This is a genomic window from Burkholderia sp. 22PA0106, from assembly GCF_047497155.1.
Classification (GTDB): Bacteria; Pseudomonadota; Gammaproteobacteria; order Burkholderiales; family Burkholderiaceae; genus Burkholderia.
The window spans coordinates 3,274,282-3,296,311 of sequence record NZ_CP163162.1; the positions used below are offsets into that span (position 1 = coordinate 3,274,282).

28 protein-coding genes are annotated in these 22,030 nt (G+C 63.5%); 1 reads left to right on the forward strand and 27 read right to left on the reverse strand.

Annotated elements, in window-relative coordinates; all coding sequences use genetic code 11:
• The 26 genes from AB4850_RS14225 to AB4850_RS14350 form a co-directional block, all read right to left on the reverse strand.
• Complete coding sequence (locus AB4850_RS14225) at positions 1-597, reverse strand: tail assembly protein (RefSeq protein WP_414440449.1); 597 nt, start codon at positions 595-597, stop codon at positions 1-3.
• Positions 594-1,322, reverse strand: coding sequence for a C40 family peptidase (locus AB4850_RS14230; RefSeq protein WP_414440450.1), 729 nt, complete (start codon positions 1,320-1,322; stop codon positions 594-596). Before AB4850_RS14230 ends, AB4850_RS14225 begins: the two co-directional genes overlap by 4 nt.
• Positions 1,323-1,325: 3 nt before the next feature.
• Positions 1,326-2,015, reverse strand: coding sequence for a phage minor tail protein L (locus tag AB4850_RS14235; protein ID WP_414440451.1), 690 nt, complete (start codon positions 2,013-2,015; stop codon positions 1,326-1,328).
• 9 nt (positions 2,016-2,024) lie between these two features.
• Entirely contained in the window at positions 2,025-3,101 is a 1,077-nt protein-coding gene (locus tag AB4850_RS14240) for a hypothetical protein (RefSeq protein WP_414440452.1), read from the reverse strand.
• Positions 3,102-3,104: 3 nt separating this feature from the next.
• On the reverse strand, positions 3,105-3,452 hold the full coding sequence (locus AB4850_RS14245) for a phage tail protein (protein WP_414440453.1): 348 nt from the start codon (positions 3,450-3,452) through the stop codon (positions 3,105-3,107).
• A 30-nt stretch (positions 3,453-3,482) separates the two neighbouring features.
• Entirely contained in the window at positions 3,483-7,577 is a 4,095-nt protein-coding gene (locus AB4850_RS14250) for a tape measure protein (protein WP_414440454.1), read from the reverse strand.
• Between the two features lie 10 nt (positions 7,578-7,587).
• Positions 7,588-7,905: a DUF4035 domain-containing protein gene (locus AB4850_RS14255; RefSeq protein ID WP_414440455.1), complete on the reverse strand. Its 318-nt coding sequence runs from the start codon at positions 7,903-7,905 to the stop codon at positions 7,588-7,590.
• Between the two features lie 2 nt (positions 7,906-7,907).
• Positions 7,908-8,375 (reverse strand): phage tail assembly chaperone, encoded by a 468-nt coding sequence (locus AB4850_RS14260; protein ID WP_414440456.1) that lies wholly within the window; start codon positions 8,373-8,375, stop codon positions 7,908-7,910.
• A 33-nt stretch (positions 8,376-8,408) separates the two neighbouring features.
• Positions 8,409-8,873, reverse strand: a complete 465-nt coding sequence (locus AB4850_RS14265) for a phage tail protein (protein ID WP_414440457.1) — start codon at positions 8,871-8,873, stop codon at positions 8,409-8,411.
• 61 nt (positions 8,874-8,934) lie between these two features.
• Positions 8,935-9,282 (reverse strand): hypothetical protein, encoded by a 348-nt coding sequence (locus AB4850_RS14270; RefSeq protein WP_414440458.1) that lies wholly within the window; start codon positions 9,280-9,282, stop codon positions 8,935-8,937.
• Positions 9,279-9,698 carry an HK97-gp10 family putative phage morphogenesis protein gene (locus tag AB4850_RS14275; RefSeq protein ID WP_414440459.1) on the reverse strand — a complete coding sequence of 140 codons (420 nt, stop codon included), beginning with the start codon at positions 9,696-9,698 and terminating at the stop codon, positions 9,279-9,281. The genes AB4850_RS14270 and AB4850_RS14275 overlap by 4 nt, the downstream gene beginning before the upstream one ends.
• Positions 9,670-10,017 (reverse strand): phage head closure protein, encoded by a 348-nt coding sequence (locus tag AB4850_RS14280; RefSeq protein ID WP_414440460.1) that lies wholly within the window; start codon positions 10,015-10,017, stop codon positions 9,670-9,672. The genes AB4850_RS14275 and AB4850_RS14280 overlap by 29 nt, the downstream gene beginning before the upstream one ends.
• Before the next feature lie 2 nt (positions 10,018-10,019).
• On the reverse strand, positions 10,020-10,325 hold the full coding sequence (locus AB4850_RS14285; protein WP_414440461.1) for a head-tail connector protein: 306 nt from the start codon (positions 10,323-10,325) through the stop codon (positions 10,020-10,022).
• Between the two features lie 201 nt (positions 10,326-10,526).
• Positions 10,527-11,744, reverse strand: a complete 1,218-nt coding sequence (locus tag AB4850_RS14290) for a phage major capsid protein (RefSeq protein ID WP_414440462.1) — start codon at positions 11,742-11,744, stop codon at positions 10,527-10,529.
• Positions 11,745-11,760: 16 nt separating this feature from the next.
• Positions 11,761-12,426, reverse strand: coding sequence for an HK97 family phage prohead protease (locus AB4850_RS14295; RefSeq protein ID WP_414440463.1), 666 nt, complete (start codon positions 12,424-12,426; stop codon positions 11,761-11,763).
• Positions 12,416-13,621: a phage portal protein gene (locus AB4850_RS14300; RefSeq protein WP_414440464.1), complete on the reverse strand. Its 1,206-nt coding sequence runs from the start codon at positions 13,619-13,621 to the stop codon at positions 12,416-12,418. Before AB4850_RS14300 ends, AB4850_RS14295 begins: the two co-directional genes overlap by 11 nt.
• Positions 13,621-13,917, reverse strand: coding sequence for a hypothetical protein (locus AB4850_RS14305; RefSeq protein ID WP_414440465.1), 297 nt, complete (start codon positions 13,915-13,917; stop codon positions 13,621-13,623). Before AB4850_RS14305 ends, AB4850_RS14300 begins: the two co-directional genes overlap by 1 nt.
• Complete coding sequence (locus AB4850_RS14310) at positions 13,914-15,566, reverse strand: terminase large subunit (RefSeq protein WP_414442032.1); 1,653 nt, start codon at positions 15,564-15,566, stop codon at positions 13,914-13,916. Before AB4850_RS14310 ends, AB4850_RS14305 begins: the two co-directional genes overlap by 4 nt.
• 44 nt (positions 15,567-15,610) lie before the next feature.
• Entirely contained in the window at positions 15,611-16,114 is a 504-nt protein-coding gene (locus tag AB4850_RS14315; RefSeq protein WP_414440466.1) for a hypothetical protein, read from the reverse strand.
• Between the two features lie 162 nt (positions 16,115-16,276).
• Positions 16,277-16,708: an HNH endonuclease gene (locus AB4850_RS14320; protein ID WP_414440467.1), complete on the reverse strand. Its 432-nt coding sequence runs from the start codon at positions 16,706-16,708 to the stop codon at positions 16,277-16,279.
• Positions 16,708-16,914 carry a hypothetical protein gene (locus tag AB4850_RS14325; RefSeq protein WP_414440468.1) on the reverse strand — a complete coding sequence of 69 codons (207 nt, stop codon included), beginning with the start codon at positions 16,912-16,914 and terminating at the stop codon, positions 16,708-16,710. Before AB4850_RS14325 ends, AB4850_RS14320 begins: the two co-directional genes overlap by 1 nt.
• A gap of 216 nt (positions 16,915-17,130) precedes the next feature.
• On the reverse strand, positions 17,131-17,544 hold the full coding sequence (locus tag AB4850_RS14330) for a hypothetical protein (protein ID WP_414440469.1): 414 nt from the start codon (positions 17,542-17,544) through the stop codon (positions 17,131-17,133).
• 14 nt (positions 17,545-17,558) lie between these two features.
• Complete coding sequence (locus AB4850_RS14335) at positions 17,559-18,656, reverse strand: helix-turn-helix domain-containing protein (protein ID WP_414440470.1); 1,098 nt, start codon at positions 18,654-18,656, stop codon at positions 17,559-17,561.
• A 35-nt stretch (positions 18,657-18,691) separates the two neighbouring features.
• Complete coding sequence (gene dnaB, locus AB4850_RS14340; protein WP_414440471.1) at positions 18,692-20,056, reverse strand: replicative DNA helicase; 1,365 nt, start codon at positions 20,054-20,056, stop codon at positions 18,692-18,694.
• 25 nt (positions 20,057-20,081) lie between these two features.
• On the reverse strand, positions 20,082-20,600 hold the full coding sequence (locus AB4850_RS14345) for a hypothetical protein (RefSeq protein ID WP_414440472.1): 519 nt from the start codon (positions 20,598-20,600) through the stop codon (positions 20,082-20,084).
• Positions 20,601-20,816: 216 nt separating this feature from the next.
• The gene (locus AB4850_RS14350) at positions 20,817-21,158 is read right to left on the reverse strand and encodes a transcriptional regulator (RefSeq protein ID WP_414440473.1); all 342 of its coding nucleotides are present in this window, start codon (positions 21,156-21,158) and stop codon (positions 20,817-20,819) included.
• Between the two features lie 86 nt (positions 21,159-21,244).
• On the opposite strand from AB4850_RS14350, the gene AB4850_RS14355 reads away from it, so the two are divergent.
• Complete coding sequence (locus AB4850_RS14355; protein WP_414440474.1) at positions 21,245-21,649, forward strand: hypothetical protein; 405 nt, start codon at positions 21,245-21,247, stop codon at positions 21,647-21,649.
• Here AB4850_RS14355 and AB4850_RS14360 read toward each other — a convergent pair.
• Complete coding sequence (locus AB4850_RS14360) at positions 21,646-21,891, reverse strand: hypothetical protein (RefSeq protein ID WP_414440475.1); 246 nt, start codon at positions 21,889-21,891, stop codon at positions 21,646-21,648. The genes AB4850_RS14355 and AB4850_RS14360 overlap by 4 nt on opposite strands.
• Between the last annotated feature and the right edge of the window lie 139 nt (positions 21,892-22,030).

Here is a 22,030-nt window from a genome sequence, read left to right on the forward strand (position 1 = left end):
CTACATCTGATCTTCCGCATAGATGCCGGCCGACGCTACCGCCGATCCGATCTCCAGTTCGCCATAGAGCAACGGCACCGGGCCGCCCTGCGCCGTCGTGTTGACCGGACCATTGAACACCGCGCTCGGCGTGTTCTCCGGTGCATCCTTCGTCGACAATCCCTCTGGCGACGGAGCGAGCAACTGAGCCATTCCGCCGGCAGCCATCGCGATACCGGTCCCCAGAAAGAAGCCCGATGCCCCGGCCCAAAGCGCGACGTTCAGGCCCGGAATGAACGACGCCGCGATCATTGCGGCGCCGATCAGGATCTGGAACAGGCCGCCGGATTTAGCCCCCTGAAGCACCGGAGCAATGCGAATATCGTCGCCGCCGGCAGGCTGGCCCAGCTGCTCTAGCGCGAGGTGACGCTTGCCGACCAGCACCGCGTAGCCGACGCCGCGGTCGCGGCTCGACACCAGGTCGCGCTCGAAGCCCGGCACCATCATGCAGAGCGCCCGGACAGCGTCGGCCGCGCTGCTCACGACGTAGCGATGCACGCGGCCGAAGCGCGTGCCGAGCGCGCCGTACAGACGAATGGTTCGAACTCGCTCGCTCATCGCTCGTACCTCACAACGAGGCGCGTGATTTCGCGCCAATAACCGCCATACGGATCGCGACTCGACAGACGCCCATACAGGTGGTGCAGCATCGTCCCGTCGCCCAGATAAACGCCGGCGTGATTCGGCACATCGGCGCGCACCTGCATCAGAATCACGTCGCCGCGCTGCAGCTCGGCACCATCCACGACTGGCTCGAAACCGGCGTCGCGATAGTGCTGCATGTACAGATCGCCGCCTTGCCACCACCACTCGTCGCGCCGCGCGAAATCGCGCAGCACGACGCCCCGCTCGGTACGCCACCAGTCACGGACAAGCGTGTAGCAGTCGAGCACGCCGTGCGCGAACGATCGGCCGACGAGCGGAACCTGAAAGCCGCATGGCTCGATCGTGACCAGGTCGCCGACCAACACCGCGCCGCTATCGTCGCGCCGCACCTCGACGATGTGCCACGCGATGCCCGACGCCTCGCAGGCGGCCTGATCGGCCTCGGATGCGGCGGCCGGCGCGTCCGGATGCGAGTGCACCACCGCCACCACCGCGCCGCGATCCTCGGCATCCGCAAATTCCTGCGCCGGCAGCACGAAGTGATCACCACCGGTCGCGGCATTGCTGCATTCGACGTACTGCTCGCGTCCGCGCGCGACCACCACCAGCCCGCAAGACTCGAGCGGATAAGCACGAATCGCGTGAGCGCGAATCGCGTTGAGAGTTTTCGTTTCCATGGATCAGGTGCGGACCAGGCCCGCTGCTGGAAAGCCGCCGTACGGCAACTCATTGTTCTCGCCGAAGCGGAGCTTGCAGGAACGCACCCGCAAGCCGCATCGGTCCTTTTCGGCATCGGCGGTCGGCACATCGTTCTCGTCGGCGCACGGCCCGCCCGTGTAGCCGCACTCGGCCGACCGGTATTCCCAGCTGCACATGCCGGCGATGATCTGCCGGCGGGGCAACTGCTCGCCCTGAAAATCCAGCGGCGACGACAGCTCGAATTCGACGTACTCGTTATCCTCGTGCGACTTCCGCTCGATCTCCCAAAGCTCTGGCGGGAATTCCTCGCCTGGGTCAGCGCTCGGATTTCCGTCGGGAAAATTCGCCGCGTCGAGATACGTCACGAGCGTGCGCCGACGCGTGACGGTCGCCCCGACCATGTCATCGAGCGCAAGGCACAAGGCCGAAATCGAACCGTCCAAATTGCCGACCTGCAGCGTGGGCTGGGCCTGCGTGCCGGAACCCGACACCTCGAAGCCCTTCGCCTCGAGGGGCCAAGCGGTGTAGTCGACGCCGCGCCACGTAATCGGCTCGACCTGTCGATGGCCGTGGAAGTAGGCGACGTCACCTCCTATGGCCGTGGCGTCGAGTTCGTACAACAGCACCTCTGCGCCCGGCTGCAGCAGTTGCGAATCCGCGATGACACCCATGCTGCCTCCCTAGAACGCGACGCCGGCGCCACGCAGGCCGATCTGGCAGCGACCGTCCGACGTCTTTCCTGCGTACAGCCGGATCTCGTAATTGCGCCCCGGAATCAGGCCTGATTGAGCGAGGGGAATCGAGACCGATTTGGCCCAATACAGTCCCATGTCGCCCTGGTTGAAATCGACGCCCCAGCTCTCGACCACGACAAAAGTCTGCGCGACCGTGTCGTACAGGCGCAGTTCCAGCGCGAGAAAGAACGCATTCCCCGAAAGCCAACCGAGACGCATCAGAGCCGTAACAAACAGGACACCGGCACCCTCTGTCGGGTGTGTGTAGGCGAAGCCGAAGACCTGGCCGAGCTGATCGGAATTCGAGCCATTCGACGGGATTTGCTCGCTTGCGCTGCTGCCGAGCGAAATGTTCCGCTGACCGCTCTTGATAGCGACCTCGCTCCCGTTGATGCGGAATTTCTTGTCGTTCATCGTGAACTGAAACGATCCGCCGGCACTGCCGCCCCAGAATCCCGCACCAGCAGACGACGAATAGAAATAGCCCGGCGAGCCACCAAGGCGAACGCGCCCCTCGTCCGAACCGGCACCGCCGATGATTTCGCTTCGCGTCGTGATCGTGTTGGCCACATCGAACGCGCCACGCACCGAGAGGTTGCCTGACACGATCTCGTTCCAGCCGATCCGACCGCGCGCGACGCAGTGCCAGCCGTACCCGTTATCGCACTGGTACAACGCCCAGTCGCCGTTCTGCAGCGACCCCATATCGATACCTTCGTTGTTCTGCGGCACGATGCTGACGGCCTGCGCGAGGTTCCAGAGCAGGATCGTAGAATTGTTCGGCGTCGTGCTCGCCACCGGCATTGGCAAGGACTTGCCTGCATCCTGAAACAATAAACCGACACGCTTCCCCAGGTGCGTCGCGTCGAGCGCCTTGGTATCGGCAACGTACGTGATATCACCAGCGACCGTGCGCTCGAGGCGCGCCAGGTTTCGGTTCATCTTGTCGTTCCCCGATCGATAGCTGTCGCCACCGGTCCCGGCATTGTCGTTGCCGAGGTTGATTAGCTCGAAAGTCGTCATAGGTCACGGAGAAAAAGTTTGTTCGAACGTGGCCGTAATCGTGAAGACGGTCGCGGTGTTGAAAACCCGGCTCATCGCCTTGCACACATACAGCCCCTGCTCGCCACCAGGCGGGGTAAAGAAAAACGCACGCGCGCCGCGATGCTTGCTCAGAAAATCGCGGATTGGCATCACCACTTCACGACGGCCGCGAAACGTGAGCTGCCACGAATCCGACTCGTTATTGATCCCGTCCTCGACGCGCTGCGTAAAGCCGTCGCCGAACTTCGCCTCGCGCACCGACCACGTCGTATCGCCTTGGCCGCCGAGCGCCGGCGACCACGAAAAAGTCTCTGTCATGCGAGCGCCCATGAAAAAGGCCCGCACGCGGCGGGCCGAAAATTAACGCTGGTACTGCATTTTCCAAAGTAGGCCACCTGGCCGAAGCTGCTCGGTCAGGAAGGCTTTCATCATCGACTGGATCATCGACTGTAACTGCGCGGCGAGGCCGTCGTTTGCCGCACCACCCGAGCCGGCCCCGTTCTGCACCGTGACCGGAGCCGAGATCGACAGCGCGAGGCCGCCGGCCGCGCCGGCCGCGCCACCACCTCCAACGAGCCCGCCCGAGGCGAAGCGAGCGAAACCGCTCGATACCGCCGCCCCCATGCCTTGCCCGTTGATGCGCTCGAGCAGGCCTCGCACACCGGGCCGCTGCACCGCCGCCGCACGAACCACGAACTCGCCGTCGGACAGCTTCGCGTCGATGCTGTCGCTCGTCGCCGTGCCTGCACCGCGCACGATCCCGCCGCTCGCTCGCGCGATCGTAAAACCGTACGTGTTCTGACCGACGCCGTAGTTGCCGGCCACCGAGGCGCCGCCCATCAGCGCGCTTGAACTGATCGCCGACGCGCCTAGGCCAAGCGCCGTGCTCAGCCAGCTCGCGCCCTGCGAGATCGCCGCGCGCGCCTCGTAGCGCGCGAGATCCGCGAGCATGCTGGTGATCAGCGATTTGAAGTCGAGCTTACCGGTCGTCACGAACGATTCGAGCGCATCCTCCGACCTCTTGAACAGGTTCGTGAATGCATCCTCGGCATACTGCGCCGCGCTTGTCGCCGACTCCTGATAGAGCGCCATCGCACGCGACGCACCAACGCGCCAATCGGACTGCAGCGCCAGGCGCTGCGCCAGATAGCCGCGCTCCCGCTCGACCTGATCCTGCTCGGCCGCGTTCAGCTTGGCGATCTCGCCCGTGTATTCCGGCGTGTTCAGCGTGCCGTCCTTACGGGCGCCCTTCGTAAGCTCGTCGCGCCGGCGGCGGAATTCGTCGCTGACGCGGCTGATCGACGTGTTCAGATCGCGCGCATTGTCACCCTGCGACAGCGCGTCAAGCGAGCGCTGCACCTCGCGCGCACGCTCGCTCGAATAATCCGCGACCTCAGCGTCGAGCTGCGCGCTGCGCTCCTTCAGCTTGTTGATCGCCTCGCGCTGGCGAACCTCATGCTCCAGGTTCGCCGCCGTCGTGTACGCGGCTCGGATCGCGTCGGCGCTTTGCAGCGTGCTCTTGTCGGCGGCCGTCAGCGCCGTGCGCTTGCTGCGCAGATCGGTGATCTTCTGATCGAACGCCAGCAGATCCTTTTCCGACTGCGTCAGCTTGTCGGACGCCACCGCCTCGACCTTGAGCTGCGCGATGCGCTGCTGGATGTTCTCCAGCGTGCGATCGCCCTCGGGCGTCGTGACCGCCCGCGCATGCGTCTTTTTAGGGTTTTCCGCGGCGTTCGCCGCCACCTTCGCCGACTGATCGGCCGCTTCCTTCAGCGTGTCGTCGTAGGCTTTCTTGCCGCGCACCGCGGCGGCCGCGACGGCCGCATCAGCCGTGAAGCCATATTTGTCGTATTTCTTGCTGTTGATCGCGGCCTGAAATTCCGACAGCGCCGCGGCCACGACCATCTGCTGATTCATGAGCGCCAGCTCACGCGTCAGGTTGTCGATGTTCGTGCGTGCGCCCGAGGCGGCCTTGCCGTCCTTGTCCTCGATTGCCTTCTCAAGCTTTTTGTACGACTCGGCCCGGCCCGCGAGCAGCCCGACCTGCTTGGCCTGCGCGTCGTTCGCGCCCTTCGAGCGCGCCTCGTACTCGGCCTTGGCCTGGGCAGACAGCCCGACGACGTCGGATTCCTCCTTGATCTTCGTGATGTACTTTTCCCAGGCCTCGACCGCCATGCCCTTCGCGAAGAAATTATTCGCGTCGGTCAGCAGCTTGATCCCGTCGGCCGCGTTGCCCGCAGCCGCGTTCATTGCGTCGAATGCCTGGGCGCTTTTCTGCGATGCAAGCGCCGCGGTATCGATCGAGCCGGCCGCCCTCACCATTTCCTCGCGCAGATCGCTACTGCTACCCGTCGCACCGACAAACGCTGCAATCAGGCCGCTGATCTGCTGCGACTTAGCGTCGACGCCCATGTCGGCGGACTTGATACGATCCAGCCCCGCGAGAAACTGATCCAGCGCCTTCTGGTCGCTGTCGGACACCAGCGGAATCGAGCCGTCGTACACAACCGGCGTAACGGCCTGGGAAGCGCGCATTGCCAAGCCGCGATACCCGGAATCCACACTGGCCACCGCGTCCTGCTGCGAGTGCTTCGCGCGCATACGCTCCGCCTCTTGCAGCAGAGGCGTGAGCTGCCGGTACTTGCCGATGATCTCGTCGATCGGCGCCTTCATGTCGATGATGCTCGACGTGGCACTCGCCGCGTTGTCGCGGAACACCAGCCAGTTGACGGCCGCGCCGAGCGCCACCGTGGCCACTGTCGCCAAGATGCCCGGCAAGCCACCGAACACGCCGAGCAACCCGGTGCCGATCGAGCGCGCCATCGTGCCGGCGCTGGCGAATGCGACCTGCGACGCGGCCGCCGCCTCGGTCGCCGCAGCCAACCGCGCAGTCGACGCGGCAGCCGCCGTATCGGCTCGCGCGCGCGCCTGCTCGGCAAGCGTCACATCGCGCTCGGCCGCCGCCAGCGCCTTGTCTGCCGCCGCTAGCGAAACCGTGTACTGCTGCCGGTCGATCTGCCCCTTGTTGAGCGCGGCTTCCAGCGCCACGCGGCGCTGCTGCGCCAGCGACAGCGCCGCCTCCGATCGTTCCAGCTCGGCCTGCGCCGCAACCGTCTCGCGCGCGATAATCGCCGCGTACGGCGTGCCGATAATGCGCGCGCCGATCTCCTGGCTGTTCGACAAGTTGCCGCGCGCGGTGGCCACCTGCGCGGCCGCCGCAGCCTCAATCGCCCGCGCCTCGGCGATCTTCGCCTGCGTGTACTCGATTGAGCCTGCCGTCAGCGCGGTTTGCAGCGCGAGGCTTTCACGCATCGCCCGCAGGCCGGCCAGCTCCGCAGCGGTGGCCGCCTCGGTAGCCTGCGCGCGCTGCAGCGCCATCGCGGCCGCCTCCGCGTCGGCCGTGGCCTTCTGCAACGCAGCAGCAGCCGAATCGCGCTGCTGAACCGTCTCCGCCGCCAGCGCCGCGCGCGAGGCAATCCACGCCTTCGCCGCAGTCGCCGCCGCCACCGACGTCTGCACAAAATACACGCCGAGCCGGCCGGCCGCCAGCGAAGCCGACACGGAAACGATCGCCGACAGATTGTCGGCGACGTACAGAATCGCCGACGACAGCTTGCCGCTCGCACCGGTCGCCTCGTTCGCATGGCCGACGTACGCCAGCACCTCCGTCTGCAGCCGCGTCATCGACTGGCCGACCGTAATGTCCTGCTTGCCGAACAGCGTATCGGTGCTGTTCGCCGCGTTATTCAACGCGTCGACCAGGTTCGTAACCGTTAGCTTGCCTTCCTCGGCCATCGCCTTCAGGCGCGCCGACGATGTACCCATACCGCGCGCGATCGCATCGGCGACGGCCGGCAGTTCCTCGAGCACGCTGTTCAAATCCTGACCACGCAGCTGGCCTGACGCGAACGCTTGGCCGAGCTGCACAATGCCCTGCCGCGCAGTGTCGGCCGACACGCCGGACAGCGCGACGGCCTTGCTGATCGTCTGCACCAGCGGCCCGACCTGCCGAATGGTCAGGCCGAGATTCTGCGTGTTGTTCGCGATCCGCTGATACAGCTCGGCCGTCGCGTCGAGCGGCTGCCGCGTCTCGCGCGCGATATCCAGCACGGCCTGCTGCGCGACGGCAAAATCCGCCTGATCACGCGTGACGATCTTGAGCCGGTTGCTCAGGTTCGTCCATTCGTCCGCATACTCAATCAGCTGGTGCACGCTGAATGCAGCCGCGGCCGCGCCAGCAAACTCGCGAAGCGCACCGCTCGCGCCCTCCAGCGCGCGCACCGTCACCTGCACACTCGCGGCGTTCGCCACGAGCGCATCGTCGACCGTACGCGCGCCCGCAACCACCGCACCGAAATACGACCCCGACGACGACACCATCCCACGCATGCGCGCATCGAACGCCGACGTGTTCGCCGTCACGGCGACGACTAATTCCCGCAGACTGGTTGCCATATTTTTCCGCCTACTTCGCCATACTTAGGAGTACGGATTTAAACGAACCGCCGCCCTCCATATCCCCCGCCTCGCCCTCGCTCTCGTCCTCGGCTTCGCCAACATCGACGGCCGGTTCGCCGCTCCAGTTCGGCAGCATATCGGACAGCTTCACCTTGCCGCCCTGCGCCTGGAAAGCCGACGACGCCATCATCGCCGCAAGGAAATCGCCTCGATCGTCCGAGATCGGCGATTCCGAGTCGAACCACTGCCAGAGGCTGAATTCTTCGGCTGTCATCTGCGCGCGCAGCTCGGCCAACGTGCGGCCGAGCCGGAGCGCAAGCGCCATTTCTAGGCGGAGGGTTGGGTTTCGGCGGGCACGTTTTTTCCGTCTTCGATCGGATCGACGTTCAGCTTGCCGATCTCGATCGCCTTCGCGACGACGCGCTCGTGAATTGGCCCGAACGTTGCGGCCACGTCGCCGACGTCGATATCCGAGAGCAGGCGCTTGCCACGGCCGTCTTCGTCACGATAGAACGCGACGCGCACGAACAACCGAGCGTGCGATTTGACGTGTTCGGCTTCCGGCACCGACAGAAACTTGCGAGTCCGCGTATCGACGTCGTCCTCGGGCTGGACATCAGCCAGCGCAGTCAGCTCGCCCAGCCAGAAATCCTTATCGTCTTTCGACGGCGAGCGGACCGTTATCGGGCCGCCCCATTCGGGCACGTCCAGCACTTCTACAGGCCAGCCGACGAGCGGATCGAGGATTGCAGCGCGCAGCGCCGCGGCGGTCGCCATTGCGATCGGGGTTGTCATGATGATTTCCTGGTGAATGGTGGGTGACGTCGATTAGCCCGCGGCCGGCGTCGTGACGATCTTCGAACCGCCGCTCAGCCGCAGGCTGTACGTCGACGACACGACGCCGTTGACGGCCGCCTGCCATTGGTACTGACGCACCATGCCGACCACGAGGAACTTCGTCGAATCCTCGTCGGCGAACGACACGCGGATCACGTACTTCGCCTTGCTCGTGTGCGCTGCGAGCAGCACCGCCTGGCCGGCGTCGCTCGGCTTGTAGTTGCCCTCGATCGACAGCTCGCCCGGATCGCCGAGGCCGAGCTCGAATTCCTTCTCGTCACTGGCGAACGTAGTCGTGTCGATTTCGTCGGACTGGCCGCCCTGAAACGAAACCTGCTTGCCCGACGTGCTCAGGTCGACGAACACCAGCCCTTGGGCGTCGAGATCCTCGCTCGGCAAGCTCGAGATTTCGAGCTTCAGCCCCTGCGACTTGATGCGCTTGCTTTTACCGGCCATAGAGCCTCCAAATAAAAATGCCCGCGCGAGGCGGGCGAAAATTCAACACGAAACAGCGGCGTCAGAACTGCACGCCAAACTCCAGACTGACGCGGAACGTCTTGTCGACGCTCGAATAGTCGTCGGGCAGATCCGTCACGGCGCCGAGCGAAAACTGCGCCGTCGCCGCTCCCATCAAATCGCAAGCCTGATCGGCCATCGAATCGGCCGTCGCGTACGTTGCGGCGTAGAAATCCACCTGGTACGAACCAGACCGACCACCCGTCAAACCGCCGAGCGCCATCTCACGCTCGCCGCTCACGAGGCTTACGACGAAATACGGCGCCGCCGTCCCTGCCGGAGCAAGGCCGATGAAACCGTTGCCGCCGGCCAGGCCGGCCAGCACATCGCGAATAACGACCGTGCTCAACCGAAGCCCCCTGTAATTTTGTCGATCGCGCGCGCGATCTCGGTACGAACCGCCGACTCGGCCTCGCCGATGCCCTGGTCGAATGCAGGCCGGATGAACGGCTCGGCTCGGCTATAGCGCGTGCCGAGTTCGACGAAACGCCAATAGAACGCATTCGTGGGCGAATCGGCACCGCCCTTCGTGCTCACGCGCACGCCCGCGACCGCCAAACCCGGTGCATCCTTTTGCTTCAGCGCTGCCGCCTTGATGTTCTTGCGCAGCTTCCCGGTCTCTTTCGGAGCACGCTTTCGAGCGCCGGCCGCGAGCACCTTCGCACCGGCCACCGTCGCCTTGCGCAGGACCGCGCGCGTCTGCGACTTGGCCAGCTTCTGCAAATCTTTCTGCAGGTCACTGAGGCCGATCACCTGCACCGACATAGCTTTCTCCTGTCTTGACGGACAGATCGACGTGGCCAGCGCCGCGATTCGGCAGCACGGCAACGATGTCGAAAATCTGCCCGAGGTAACGCACGCGCATCGTCGCGTCGATATCCGATCGATACCGAATGCGCACGCTGGCCACCGCCGACGAACGCGTCGCGCCCGACACGACGTGCTTCACGCCGTTGATGAATTCGACATTCGCCCACACGCGCGCATGCAGCACCCACGAATCCGGCAATGCCTCGCCATTCTCATTGGTAGCGCCGCCGGCGCGCTCGATATCGACCCGCTCGGTAAGTTTTCCGGCTTTCATGGTCACACCGTGTAAAAGCGGTCGCCTTCAACCAGCCACGCGACCGCAGCGGGCAACGCGCCGGCTGTCGGCTCGCGATTGGCGTACCACTCGCCGATCAGCAGCAGCATCGCCTGGTCGTGCGCCTCGGTCATCACCAGGCCGGAGCCGTCGGCGGCTGCCTCGAGCGCGGCGGCCGTCTCGTACAGCTTTCGCTTCAGATAGCCTTCGAGGCCGATGCGGGCCGACGCGATGTAACCCTGCAGCAGCACATCCTCATCAGCCGATTCAACCCGACACTGCAATTTCGCGCGGGCGAGATCAATCACGACCACCTCCCTTGACCAATCGCGCCGGCACGCGCGGAGCGCCCGGCGCCGGCCGAGCCACCGCAGCATTCATCCGCGGGCGCGGCAGCCGTCCGCGCGGGTCTCGCGCATCGGGCATGCTCAGCGCGCGGTTTGCATATCGCTTGTCCACGACTCCCCCGAATCGTTGCAGGCGGCCGGTCTCCCGGCCGCCTGATTGGCTTAGGCGCCGCCGCCAGCAGCGGCGGCCGCGTCGATCTTCATCAGCTTCAGCGCATTGCTGTCGAGAACGCCACCGCCAACACGCTTCGTCGTATAGAACTGCACGAACGGCTTGTTGGTATACGGATCGCGCAGCACACGCACGCCAACGCGGTCGACGATCTGATAGCCGCGCTTCCAATCGCCGAAGGCAATCGGGAACGCGCCAGCCGCGACGTCGGGCATGTCGTCGTTCTCGACCGCCGCGTAACCGAGCAGGCGATCCGGCTCGCCCGACTGCAGGCCCGGTTGCCAGATGTAGTCGCCGCGCTCGTCCTTCAGCTTGCGCACCGCGGAGACCGTCAGGCCATTGAGCATCCACGAGCCGTTCTTGCGATAGCCCTTCTTCGTCGCGTACACGAGGTCGAGCAGGCCGTCGGCGGAGATTGCAGCCGCCGCGCCGGAACCCACGAACTGAAGCGTGCCGAAATCGCGATCGTCGTCGCGCTTATTGTTGCTGGCGTACGCCAGAAAGCCCTTCGGCTTTTTGTTCCCGTCGCCGGCCGTGAACGCCGCGTTTTCCTGGTCGGTGAATTCCTGCACGACTTCGGACGAGATCCACGCCTCGACGTCGAAGAAGATATCGTCGAGCGAACGCTGCGTAGCATTCGGGTTCGCGTAGATCTCGCCGAAGAACGACGAAATCTGCGCCAACTTCGAATTGGCCGTCGTCGGCCGCTCGTCGGTTTCGCCCACCCAGCCCGACCCACTGCCACCGAGATTGACGAGCTTCTTGTAATCGTCGGTGCTGATCGTGATCTGCGCGGCCACTTCACGCATCGGCGTCTCGCGCTGGAGCAGCTGCAGGATGTTCTGGTCGAACTCCTGCGGCACGGCGATACCGCCGTCGGAATCCGATCCGGTGTTCACCGATTTTGCACGCAGATCAACTTCGTTCGCACCCTTGCGCATGAAGCCGAGAAAATTCGACTTGTATTCCGGGTCCGCAGCGTCGTCCTGGCCCGGCAGCGGCAGGCGACCGGATTTCGTTTCGAGCGACTTGAGCGCCGACTTCAGCTCGTCGAGCGTCGTATTGATGTTGCTGAGCTTCGCCTCGTAGTCGGCGCCGCTACCGCCTTTCTCGAGGTTGTTGATGCGGGCGTCGTTCTGCTTTTTGAATTCTTCCCACGCGACGCCCTGCTCCTGAACGAGCCGCTTGATTTCGACCAATGCTTCCATATGCTTCCCCTATGAATTAAACGAGCGCCTTACCGCGCGCCTCGATCGCCGACTTCAGATCGGCCAGCCCACTGACCTCGACGCGATCGCCGAGCGCCCCATACCCTTTCGCGAGCAGGCCGGAGGCCTGGCTCGCACTGAATCCCATGTCGCGCAGCAGCAACTCGAGCGACCGCTCATCCGGCACGCTGCCGGCCGCGAGCGCGCTTTTGACCGTCTGCACGCGAGCCTCGTCGTTCGCGGGGAATGTCACCGGCGATACCTCCCACAGATCGATCTCGCTCAGCAGGAAAACACCCTTCCCGCTGTCGTACGACCAACCGCCATCGGCCAACTGATAGCCGATCGACAGGCCCGAAATCGAACCTGCCTTCATGTGCGCGTACGCGCGGCGCGCCGTCGGATCGTCGTCGATCAGCAACTGCCCGGCGACGTACAGGCCGTGCTGGTCCTCGTGCATGGCCGTGTAGATGCCGATCGGCTCGTCCGATTTGTGCTGCCAGAGCATCGCGGGCAGCCGGCCCTTCGCGGCCCAGTTCGAGAGCGATTTCGTGAACGCGCCCGGCTGCACAACGTCGCCATACGAATCGACGACGCCGAACACCGATCCGTAGCCCTCGAATTCCCCCGTATCCTTGACGGCCTTGATCTGGAAGCCGACATCCATTCGTTTAACTGCCATCGCTCTTTTCCTTTCCAGAACCGCCGTTGACCGCCATATTTACCGGCGTGAGATACACGTCGCCGCCTTCCCGCGGGTTGAGATCCTCGAGCGCACGGATTTCGTTCGAGCTCAGCGCACCGCACTGCTGCATGCGCATGTAGAAATTCGACCGCGTCTGCATGTCCGCTCGCATCAACGCATTGAGGTTGAAGTGCGCGTAATACTCGGCCTGGTCTTTCGGCGACAGCAGCGAGGCCGCATAGCGCTGCTCGATCTTCACCACGTACGGCACCATGCAATCGATCACGAAATCGAGACTCTGCTGCTCGATGTTCGTGAATGTCGCGCGCTCGAGGTCGCCGATCTTGTGCGGCGGCACGCGGTACAGCCCGCAGATTTCGGAGCGCTGCATCTTTCGCCCCTCCAGCCATTGCACATCGGCGGCGTTCATCGCGACCGGCTGAAACTTCAAGCCGGCCTCGAGGATCGCGACCTTCCACGCGTTCTCGTCGCCGCTGTAGGTCCGCTCCCAGTCAGCACGAATGCGCTTGTAGGCGTCGTCCTTCAAAGAGCCGTCTGTCGACAGCACCCCGGAAATTCGCGTGCCTTGCTTGAACCAACGCGCGCCCTGGCGCTCGGCCGCGATGCCGAGGCCGATCGTCTCGCGGTTGTACTGAATGGGGTTGATACCGGTGAGCCCATCGCGTGCAAACAGCCGAATATGCAAAACCTCGGACGCACCGAGCGTGCGCGTCGCCCCCGACGGAAATGTCACCTGATAAGTCACGTTCCAGCCCGCATCGAGCTTCGGCGTAACGCACGCTGGATTGAGCGGCAACAGCTCACGCAGCTCGTCGCGAACGACGTTTTTCCACGCGTAGAAATTGCCGTGCTGAGCGAGCGTCAGGCCCACCAGCTCGTTCCACTCGGCCGACGTCATGAACTCGTTCGCCGCCACGCGGATAATCCGGTCGACCGGATGGTCCGATGCGCTGCTCCGCGTCTCGCCGACGCGGCGCTTCAGCGAGCAAGGCAGCATGCCGAGCGACTCGGAGATGACGCGCACGCACGAGAACACCGTCGAGAACCGCATCGCCGTCTCGGCCGAAACGTTCACGCCGGTCAGCGACTCGTACGACAAGCCGATCATGTCGGCGAGCGCCTGCGACGAATCGATGACGCCCGGCCCGGCGCTCTTGGCGAGGAATCCCATCAGGCCTCCCCGCTCTCGCGCGCAGGCGCCGCCGTCAGCACATCGAAGTCGATCCCGGGGCCGAGCACGAGAATGCGCACGCGCCGCGGAAACGCCGCGAGAAACTGACGCTCCAACGCCTGCCGCATTTCCTCGGCCGGATGCGCAACGCAGCGCACCACCACGATGTCACCGTCGGCTACGTCAAGCGCGCCGTCGTCGCCGATCGGCTGACGCTGGATCAGCCGCACCGGATTGCGCGCGCGCGACAACGCCTCCAGCGCACGCCGGATACGAAAGAGAAAATCACGCATCAAAGACTCCTGAGACCGCGCTCCGCGTACGGATCGTCCGGCGTTTCATGCAGCAGCGCGCGGCTAAGCGCGCCGCAGGTTGCGACAATCGGATCGATACGGCCGCTCGACCGCTTCTTATCCGGCTTTATGTTTTCGTTGCCGTCGATGTAAAGCGCGACGTTCTGCGCCGCCCAGCGATACACCGGGTTCCCGCCGTGACGCCATTTCTTGCCGTACACCAGGCGCTCGAGCAACTTCGCGCCCGGCGACAGGCCGGCAACGCTTTGCGGCACCTGCACCATGTTCACGCCGGCCTCGATCAGCTCGTTAGCGAGGTGCGTCGCGTTCCACACGTCGAAGCCACATTCGACGAGCTCAAATATTTCGTGCGCCTCGATCACCTTGTCGCGCACGACCTTGAAGTCGAGCACGTCGCCGTCGGTCACGGTGAGCCAGCCCTCGGCCTCCCATTTTGCGTACGGCGCCATATCGCTTTTCGACTGGCTATCGACCTTGGCTCGCGGCACGAAGCAATAGACCAGAACGAACCATTCGTCATCCTCATCAATCGGAGGAAAAGTCAACACGAACGCGGTAAGGTCAGTCGTGCTCGCGAGGTCGAGGCTGCCGAAGCAACGCCGGCCGCGCAGCTGCCGCTCGTTGAATTTCTCGCCGCCGCGATCCCACACGTTCACGTCGAACCAAGTCAGCGCCGAGCTAACCCAGACATTCAAATCCTTCGTGAAGAAATTCGCCTTCGCGCTCGGCAGATCCTTCGCTTTCGTCGCCTGGGCGACCATGTAATCGCGGGTCTTCGCGCTCCCGAGGCTCGGGTTCGACTTGACCCACACTTCCGGATTGAACGGATCGTCGCCGACGTCGAGCGTGAAAATGAACCCGAAGAACGCATCGTCGACCTTCAACCCACGCAGCACCGCGACCAGATATCCGCGGATCTCCGTGCAGATCCCGTCGAGGATGTACCCGGCCGTGGTGATCGCCAGCAACAGCGGCTGCTGCCGCGCGCCGAATGCCGACTCCATCACGTCCCACACCTCGCGCGTCGGGTGGGCGTGCAGTTCGTCGACCACGCAAACAGACGGGTTCAAACCGTCGAGCGACTCCGCGTTCGCCGGCAGCGGCTTGAATACGCCGCTGCCTAGCGCGATACGCTCCTGGTTCGCGCCGTCGTAAATCTTCACGACCTTGGCGAATTTCTTCGATTTGCGGTGCCGGCGCTTGTAGTTGTCGAGCGCCGGTTTGAAAACGCTCATCGCCTGCTCGCGCGTCGTCGCGATCGTGTACACCTCGGGGCCGATCTCCCGATCCATCAGGAACAGGTAGTCGGCCAGCCCCGCCTTCCACGTCGACTTACCGTTCTTCCGCGCGACTTCCTCGTAGCCAACACGAAAGCGACGCAGGCCGGACCCGGTCCGGCGCCACCCGATCAGCACGGCGGTAAAGAACCGCTGCCACGGATCGAGCGTCAGGCACTGGCCGGCCAGCGCGCCCTTGATATGCAGGAACGACGATTCGATATAGCGGATGCAATGCCACGCATGCGCGGCACTGAACACCAGGCCACGGGCCGGGCCGTCGACGAGATCCTCGTAGTGCCGAAGCACGCCGAGAAACACAAACTCGCCGACCACCACCTCGCCGCGCAGCACCGGCAATCCGTACTCGACGTCCCACAGCTCGGGCGCGGCCGGGGCTAGACGTTCAAGGCGCTCGGGTGAGACTGAGCGTGTCCCGTCAGCTGATCGAACAAATCGTCCTGCGGGTTCTCGTCCTGCATCTTCGACTTCGCGATCAGCATCGACGGCAGTGTCAAACACGCTTCGGGAAGACACTTGAGCAGCCCCTCCTTCAGAGACTTCGCCGCGTAGTACAGCTGGTGCGGCTGAGCGTGACCGTTCGGCGTGACCGTCATGAACGATCCGTTATTGATCCGCTCGAAGTCGCGCAGCTGCACCTCGGTTTTCACCCACCGCACGAAGTCGGTGCAGATGATCGCGAGCGCGACGCCTGCAGTGCGATGCGGCACGCCCTCATCGCGCAGCGCCGAACAGAGGTAGTCCCAGACCTTCCGGTGCTGGGAGTCGAAGTGGACGCCGGGCGGCGGCTTTGGCGACTGGATTTGCTTTCCAACCGCCTCGACCGGCACCGACGTTTCGGCCGCATCCGGCGGCCCGCTCACATCGTCAAACGAGGCCATAGAGCCCTCCCAAAGAAAAAGCCGACGAAAAAGCCACCAAGGCTTGTTTCATCGGCTCTACAAGGCGAGAGTCTTAACCCCCCCCCTCTCTCAAAAATGGTCGCCATAAAATCGAAGCTGAACGTGCGGTCGAAGCCGGACAGGCCGCAGAGATTGAACCCCCTACCCCCCAGGCGTGTTCCAACTGTCGAGCGCCCCGTCGACTGTCGAGGCCGGACGGCCGCGACGTCGACGCGCACGGGCGCGGGCCGCTTCCTTCGCGGTCTTCGCCTTGTGGCACGCGTCGCACAACGATTCGAGGTTCGCCGGATCGTCCGTACCACCCTCGGCGCGGTTCACGATGTGGTCCACCGTCGTCGCCAACGTCACGCGATCGCGGCGCAGGCACGCTTGGCACAAGCCCTTGTCGCGCTTCAGGATCTCGGCGCGCGTGCGCTCCCAGTTCGGCGCGAGGCCACGCTCGCGTCGGTTGCCGCGCTCGCGGTCGGGCCGCCAGCCGACGGCGTCGGCCTTGTGCTCATCGCAGTAGCCGGGCGTCTCGACGAGGCGACCGCATCCGCGATGGCGGCATGGAGTCGGCGCTTTCTTCGGCATCAGAATTCGAACGGCTGAATGCGATCCGACAGAGCGCCGTCGCCGGCCTGGCGCGCAGCCTGCTCGGCCGCGATCGCATTGGCGTTCGCACGGCACGCCGCTGCCAGACCGTCGATCGACGCGGACAGCGTGATCTTGTCGACCTCGACCTGATCGACGAGCGGCTGCGCCAGCCACAAGACAAAGCGCGCATACAGGTTCTTCATGGGTTGCCCTCGGGAGCGGCGCAGCGCGCCAATGCAAAAAGCCCGCGCGGCATACACCGGGCGGGCTGGATTTTCGTACTCGCGACCTGAAAGCAAAAGGCCCCGACGCTTGCGCTGTCGAGGCCTTTGAGGTTCGTCCTGACGTGACACGACCCGGCAAGGGCCGCGTCACTCGGTAGGAACCGGAATCAGATTGTGGAGCGGAGTGTAAGCGAGCTATTTCGATTCCGCAAGAGGCTTCTCTCCAATCCGATCGATGACGGCCTGCATCGACACGAACACACGCGGCGGCGCCGGCGGCGTCAGCAGGTCGAGCAGCGCACGCCGAGCCTTAGCCGTCTCCAGTTCGAGATGACGTGCAGGCCAGACCTTGATGCGAAGCCGACGGCAAATGAATTCCGGCTTCGCGTTCCAGAGGTACAGCATGCGCAGCAGATCGCGGTGCGACGGATGCAGGCGCCGCACCGCGGCCTCGACTTTCGCTGCGTCCGCGACGTCGAGCGTTGAGTCCACCGACCGACCGCCCACCGACGGGAAATAGATGCTCGCCACCAGCGAATCACGACCACCGCCACCACCGCGCCCGGCCTCGGCGCGCTTCCAATTTTCCATTCGTTCGTCGAACGTCATACCAACCCCGTTTGTTATTCGTAGATGCCGACGTGCTGCCGGCAGTAGCCTCGACGCGACGATCCCGCGCCGAGGATTGATGTCGCGACGTGCGTGCATCGCTGGCCACTCTCGTCGACGTGCGAACAGATTCGATCGTCGCCGGCAGGCGATGCAGCTACCGGCGCTCCCGCCTTTCGCAGCGAACTGTTGCGCCGCTTGCGCAGCTTTTCCCAATGCTTCCGGAGCTGCGACGGATGCGTGACGACGGTGGTCCAGAAGCCATCCGCCAGCGCCCAAGCCCAGAGGCAAGCGATGTGCTTTGCCGCTCGCCCATCCTCGACGCGCATCTCATCGACGGCAGTTGCCCATTCCGCAATCGACGGCCGCGCCGCGCCCGGATCGCTGTCGAGCAGGCGGTCAGCCATCCATCGCGCCAACATTTCGCCGCCCGGCTCTTGACGATCTTCCTCTCTGCTTGTACCCTCACCCCCCAGAATTACCGCCGGGGGTGCATTAGAAAGAGAGGGTGTTTCGTAAACTCTGACTACTGGGTTGTTAGTTGGAAGCACGTTCCAGTAACTTTCAAAATCCACCCCTTCGCTGCTTAAATCGTAGGCAACTTCGGAACCGGGTTCCACCAAGTTGCCTATTTCTTCAGCAGCTTCGGAACCAGATTCCAGTAACTCATCGCCGCAATTGGAACGTGGTTCAGGTAGGTTGCTCAATTTTTGAGCATTACTGGAACCAGCTTCCAGTAACTCCCCGGCATTACCTGAACGTCGTTCATGTAGGTTGCCTACTTTTTGAGCACCTTCTGTCGAGGGCTCGAATGCAACCGCCGCCAGCCCGATATCAATGTCATCCCGAAGGCGACGAGCGACGTCATCCGGCCACGCGAGCCGATAGTGGCAATGCGCCCACCGCCTATCCCGACGCCTGGTCTTCCATCGGATCAACCATCCGCCGCTAATAGCTATTTCCAAGTGCGTTGTTACCGCACGCTCGGACAAGCTCGCCTTCTCGGCGATCGTCTCCAGCGACGGCCAGCAGGTGTCATCCGCCGCATTGGCGTATTCCGCGATCACGAACAACACGAGTTTTGTCGTGCTGCCAAGGTCACTCTCAGTCATTGCGCGGCGCCATGTATATGAGGTTGGCACTGCCATCAATATGCCCCCGAAGGTTGTGCGTAATTCTCGAAGCGCGCCAACTCGTTTAGGAATCCTAGTCGAATGGTCGCGAGCGGCCCGTTACGCTGTTTCGCAATGATCAGCTCGGCCGTGCCTTTGTCTTGGCTGTCGGGGTTGTACACCTCGTCTCGGTAGATAAATTGGATGACGTCCGCGTCCTGCTCGATAGCGCCCGACTCGCGCAGATCCGACATCATCGGGCGCTTATTCGGGCGCTGCTCTAGGCCGCGATTTAGTTGCGACAACGCGATCAGCGGCACGCCAAATTCCTTTGCGGTTTTCTTCAGCTCGCGCGATATCTGCGAAACCTCGGTCGTTCGATTTTCGCCACCACCATCGCCGGACATGAGCTGCAAATAATCCACAATGATCAGCCCGAGCTTCCCGACCTGGCGCTGCAGGCGGCGCAGCTTCGCCTTGAATTGCAGCGGCGTGATCGACGACGCGTCGAGCAGGTGAATCGGCGCGTCCGCGAGAACAGTCGTGCCATGCGTGATGCGCGTCCAATCCTCGTCTCGCAGGTTCGCCGTGCGCAGCTTGTGTTGATTGATACGGGCCGCGCCGGCCAGCATTCGCGTCGCCAGCTGCTCATCAGGCATTTCGAGAGACAGCACCGCGACTGGCAGGCGCAACGCAACGGCAACGTGCTCGGCAATATTCATTGCCAGCGAGGTTTTGCCCATCGACGGACGGCCCGCCAAAATAATCAACTCCCCGCCGTGCATGCCGTCGGTCACTCGATCAAGGTCGAGATATCCCGTTGCGACGCCCCCGATCTGCGCGGCGCCGCCTGCGGTGTAGCGCTCGTCGAGCTGCTCAATTACCGCCGTGAGCGCGCTCGCGATTGGTCGGAATTCCGCGTCGGCCGTCTGGTTCTGATCGACAATCTGCATCAGCGTCGACTGAGCCAAATCGAGCAGCTCCAGCGGACTGCGGCCGTTCGGCTGCAGCACGGCCTGACGCATGCGCTCGGCGACGCGCAGCATGCGACGAGAAATCGATCGATTGCGCACGATCTCGGCATACCCGCGAATGTTCGCGGCGCTCGGCGTCGACTGCACAAGGTCGTTTAGATACGCCAGCGGCTCATCGACGCGCGCGTCTGTCGAGCGGAGCCGCTCGTACACGGTGATGGCGTCGGCCACCGCACCACGCTGAATCAGGTCACGAATGGCGCGAAAAATCACGACGTTATCGCCGACCGTAAAATCGCTCTCGCCGATTAACCCGGAAATATCCTCGAATGCTTCATTGCTCAACAGCAGAGCGCCGATAACACTTTGCTCAGCCTCCGGCGCCGACGTGCGGGCGAGCGCATCCGATGGGTCTAATTCGCCCATTCCAACGTTCTCCGAAATTAATCAGTTAGGCGCGACGGCGCCGACGGCGCAACGCGACGCGGCGTGCGATCCCGATAGTCTTTTCAATCTCTCGCTGCGCATCGCGCCCGACGCGCTCAATCGCCTCGGCCTCGTTGCGCCCGATCGCGACAGCCTTTGCCGCCCGCTCAACCTCGTCTGCCAGCGAGCCGGCGCCACGCGCAACGGTCAGCACGGAGCGCACCAGCGCATCGACAGTCTGCTCGCCGTCCGGCCGCTCCACCGCCGTGGCCACCAGCCCAAAGCGGGCATTGAATGCGTGCACCGCATCGAGCGCGTGCGGCTGGTTCTTTTCCAGCATCCACTCGACGAGTAGTTCGAACATCTCCCCGGAAATCCGCGTTTCCTCGACCTCGCGCAGGCGGCAGCGAAGCGCCTCCCCGGAAATTCGCGTGCCGCGCCTTTCGGTCAAAAATCGCGCGGCGTCCTCCACCTTTCCCGGCGTATTTAGGACGGACGTGTAAAGCACGTCGATCCAAGCCGTTTGGCTATATTTGTTGGTCACAATTTACCTTTGGAATTCACTGCATTTCATCCTGTTAACGTGTCGCGAAGTTCCGTAGGATTCGTCCTGCCCCGTTTAATCCACCACGAAAAAACAGGCCATGAAACCTACACGCTTTCGCATCGCACGCACCCCGAAGCCCGCGCAAACGCAGTTCAAGCAGCGCTCGCGCGGAATAATCCAATCGTCGAATCAGGTCGAGCGCGACCTGCGCGCTTACGAACGATTTATTTCGAACCTGTTGAACGTAGCCACCGCCTCCGATCGGCAGCCATGAATACCGATGCCCAGCAATCGGATCGCGCTGAGCGTCGCGGGCATGCGACAGCGCATCGTCCAATCGGTCAGCTCGGGCCAAACGTCGCGCCAGTCTTCCCGAAGGTCGCGGCGCGTGACGGCGCCGTCGGTCGCGCGCTCAATCGCAACGCAGCTTTTGATTGGGACGGGCCGGGCGCCAGTGCGCCACTGGCTGATGACCGACGGCGCGGTCCCCAGCGAACGCGCGAAGTCGGCAGCCGACGGCGCGTCGGCACTTGAGAGGTAGGTAGTCAGTTCCATGACGCGAACGATAGCGTAACGCTACCGTACGGTCAATCGCGTTTCGCGAATTCCAGTCGAAGCTGATATCGGATGCAATACGGACAATGAAAACGTGCCACGAAATCAGGCGAGAACAACTCCGCGCCCTCATCGACGAGGTCGGCGGTGCCGGGCGCCTCTCCGACTTGATCGGGAAGACCGACATTCAGATCCGGCAATGGGTCAATGCGTCGAAGGACTCGCGCACCGGCAAGCCACGCGGCATTTCCGATGACGCGGCGCGCCACATCGAGCAGATGACCGGCAAAGAAATTGGCTGGCTCGACAACGATCCCGAGATCATCGCCGGCTGGAGTCGCCTGACGGAAATACAACGCGCCCAGGTTATGGGCTTCGTGAACGGGCTGATCGCCCAATCTTCGCAAGCCCGCCACGCGACAGCCTTCGTAGAAGAAGGCGATACGCCGGGCAAAGCCGGCGCCTCAACTCAAAAGCGCAAAGCGAGTTAATCCGGCGCGCCGATCCGGTGCGCCAACGCTATCAGCCAGTCGGCAACCTCTTGCCGATGTTCCGGCAGCACACGAATTCGATGGCTGATAGCGCCATCCTCCCCCACCGTAATCGTCAGGGTCGACACCGCCTCCGGGCGAAACCTCCCCGCCACATCCGCCAACGCCAATCTTGGCGCGGCCTCCGCTGGCTCGTCGGCCCCCACCGAAATCGCCACATCACGCTGAATTGCTCTTTTCATTTTCCCAACGCGCACCTAAACAGGACAGCCCAAAGTACTGTATATACGTACAGTATCAGGGATCGTAAGAATTTGCACCTTACTTCTATCCTACAGAAATCGTTCGCGCTCGGATAAATAGAGTTCGCGTTACGCTATT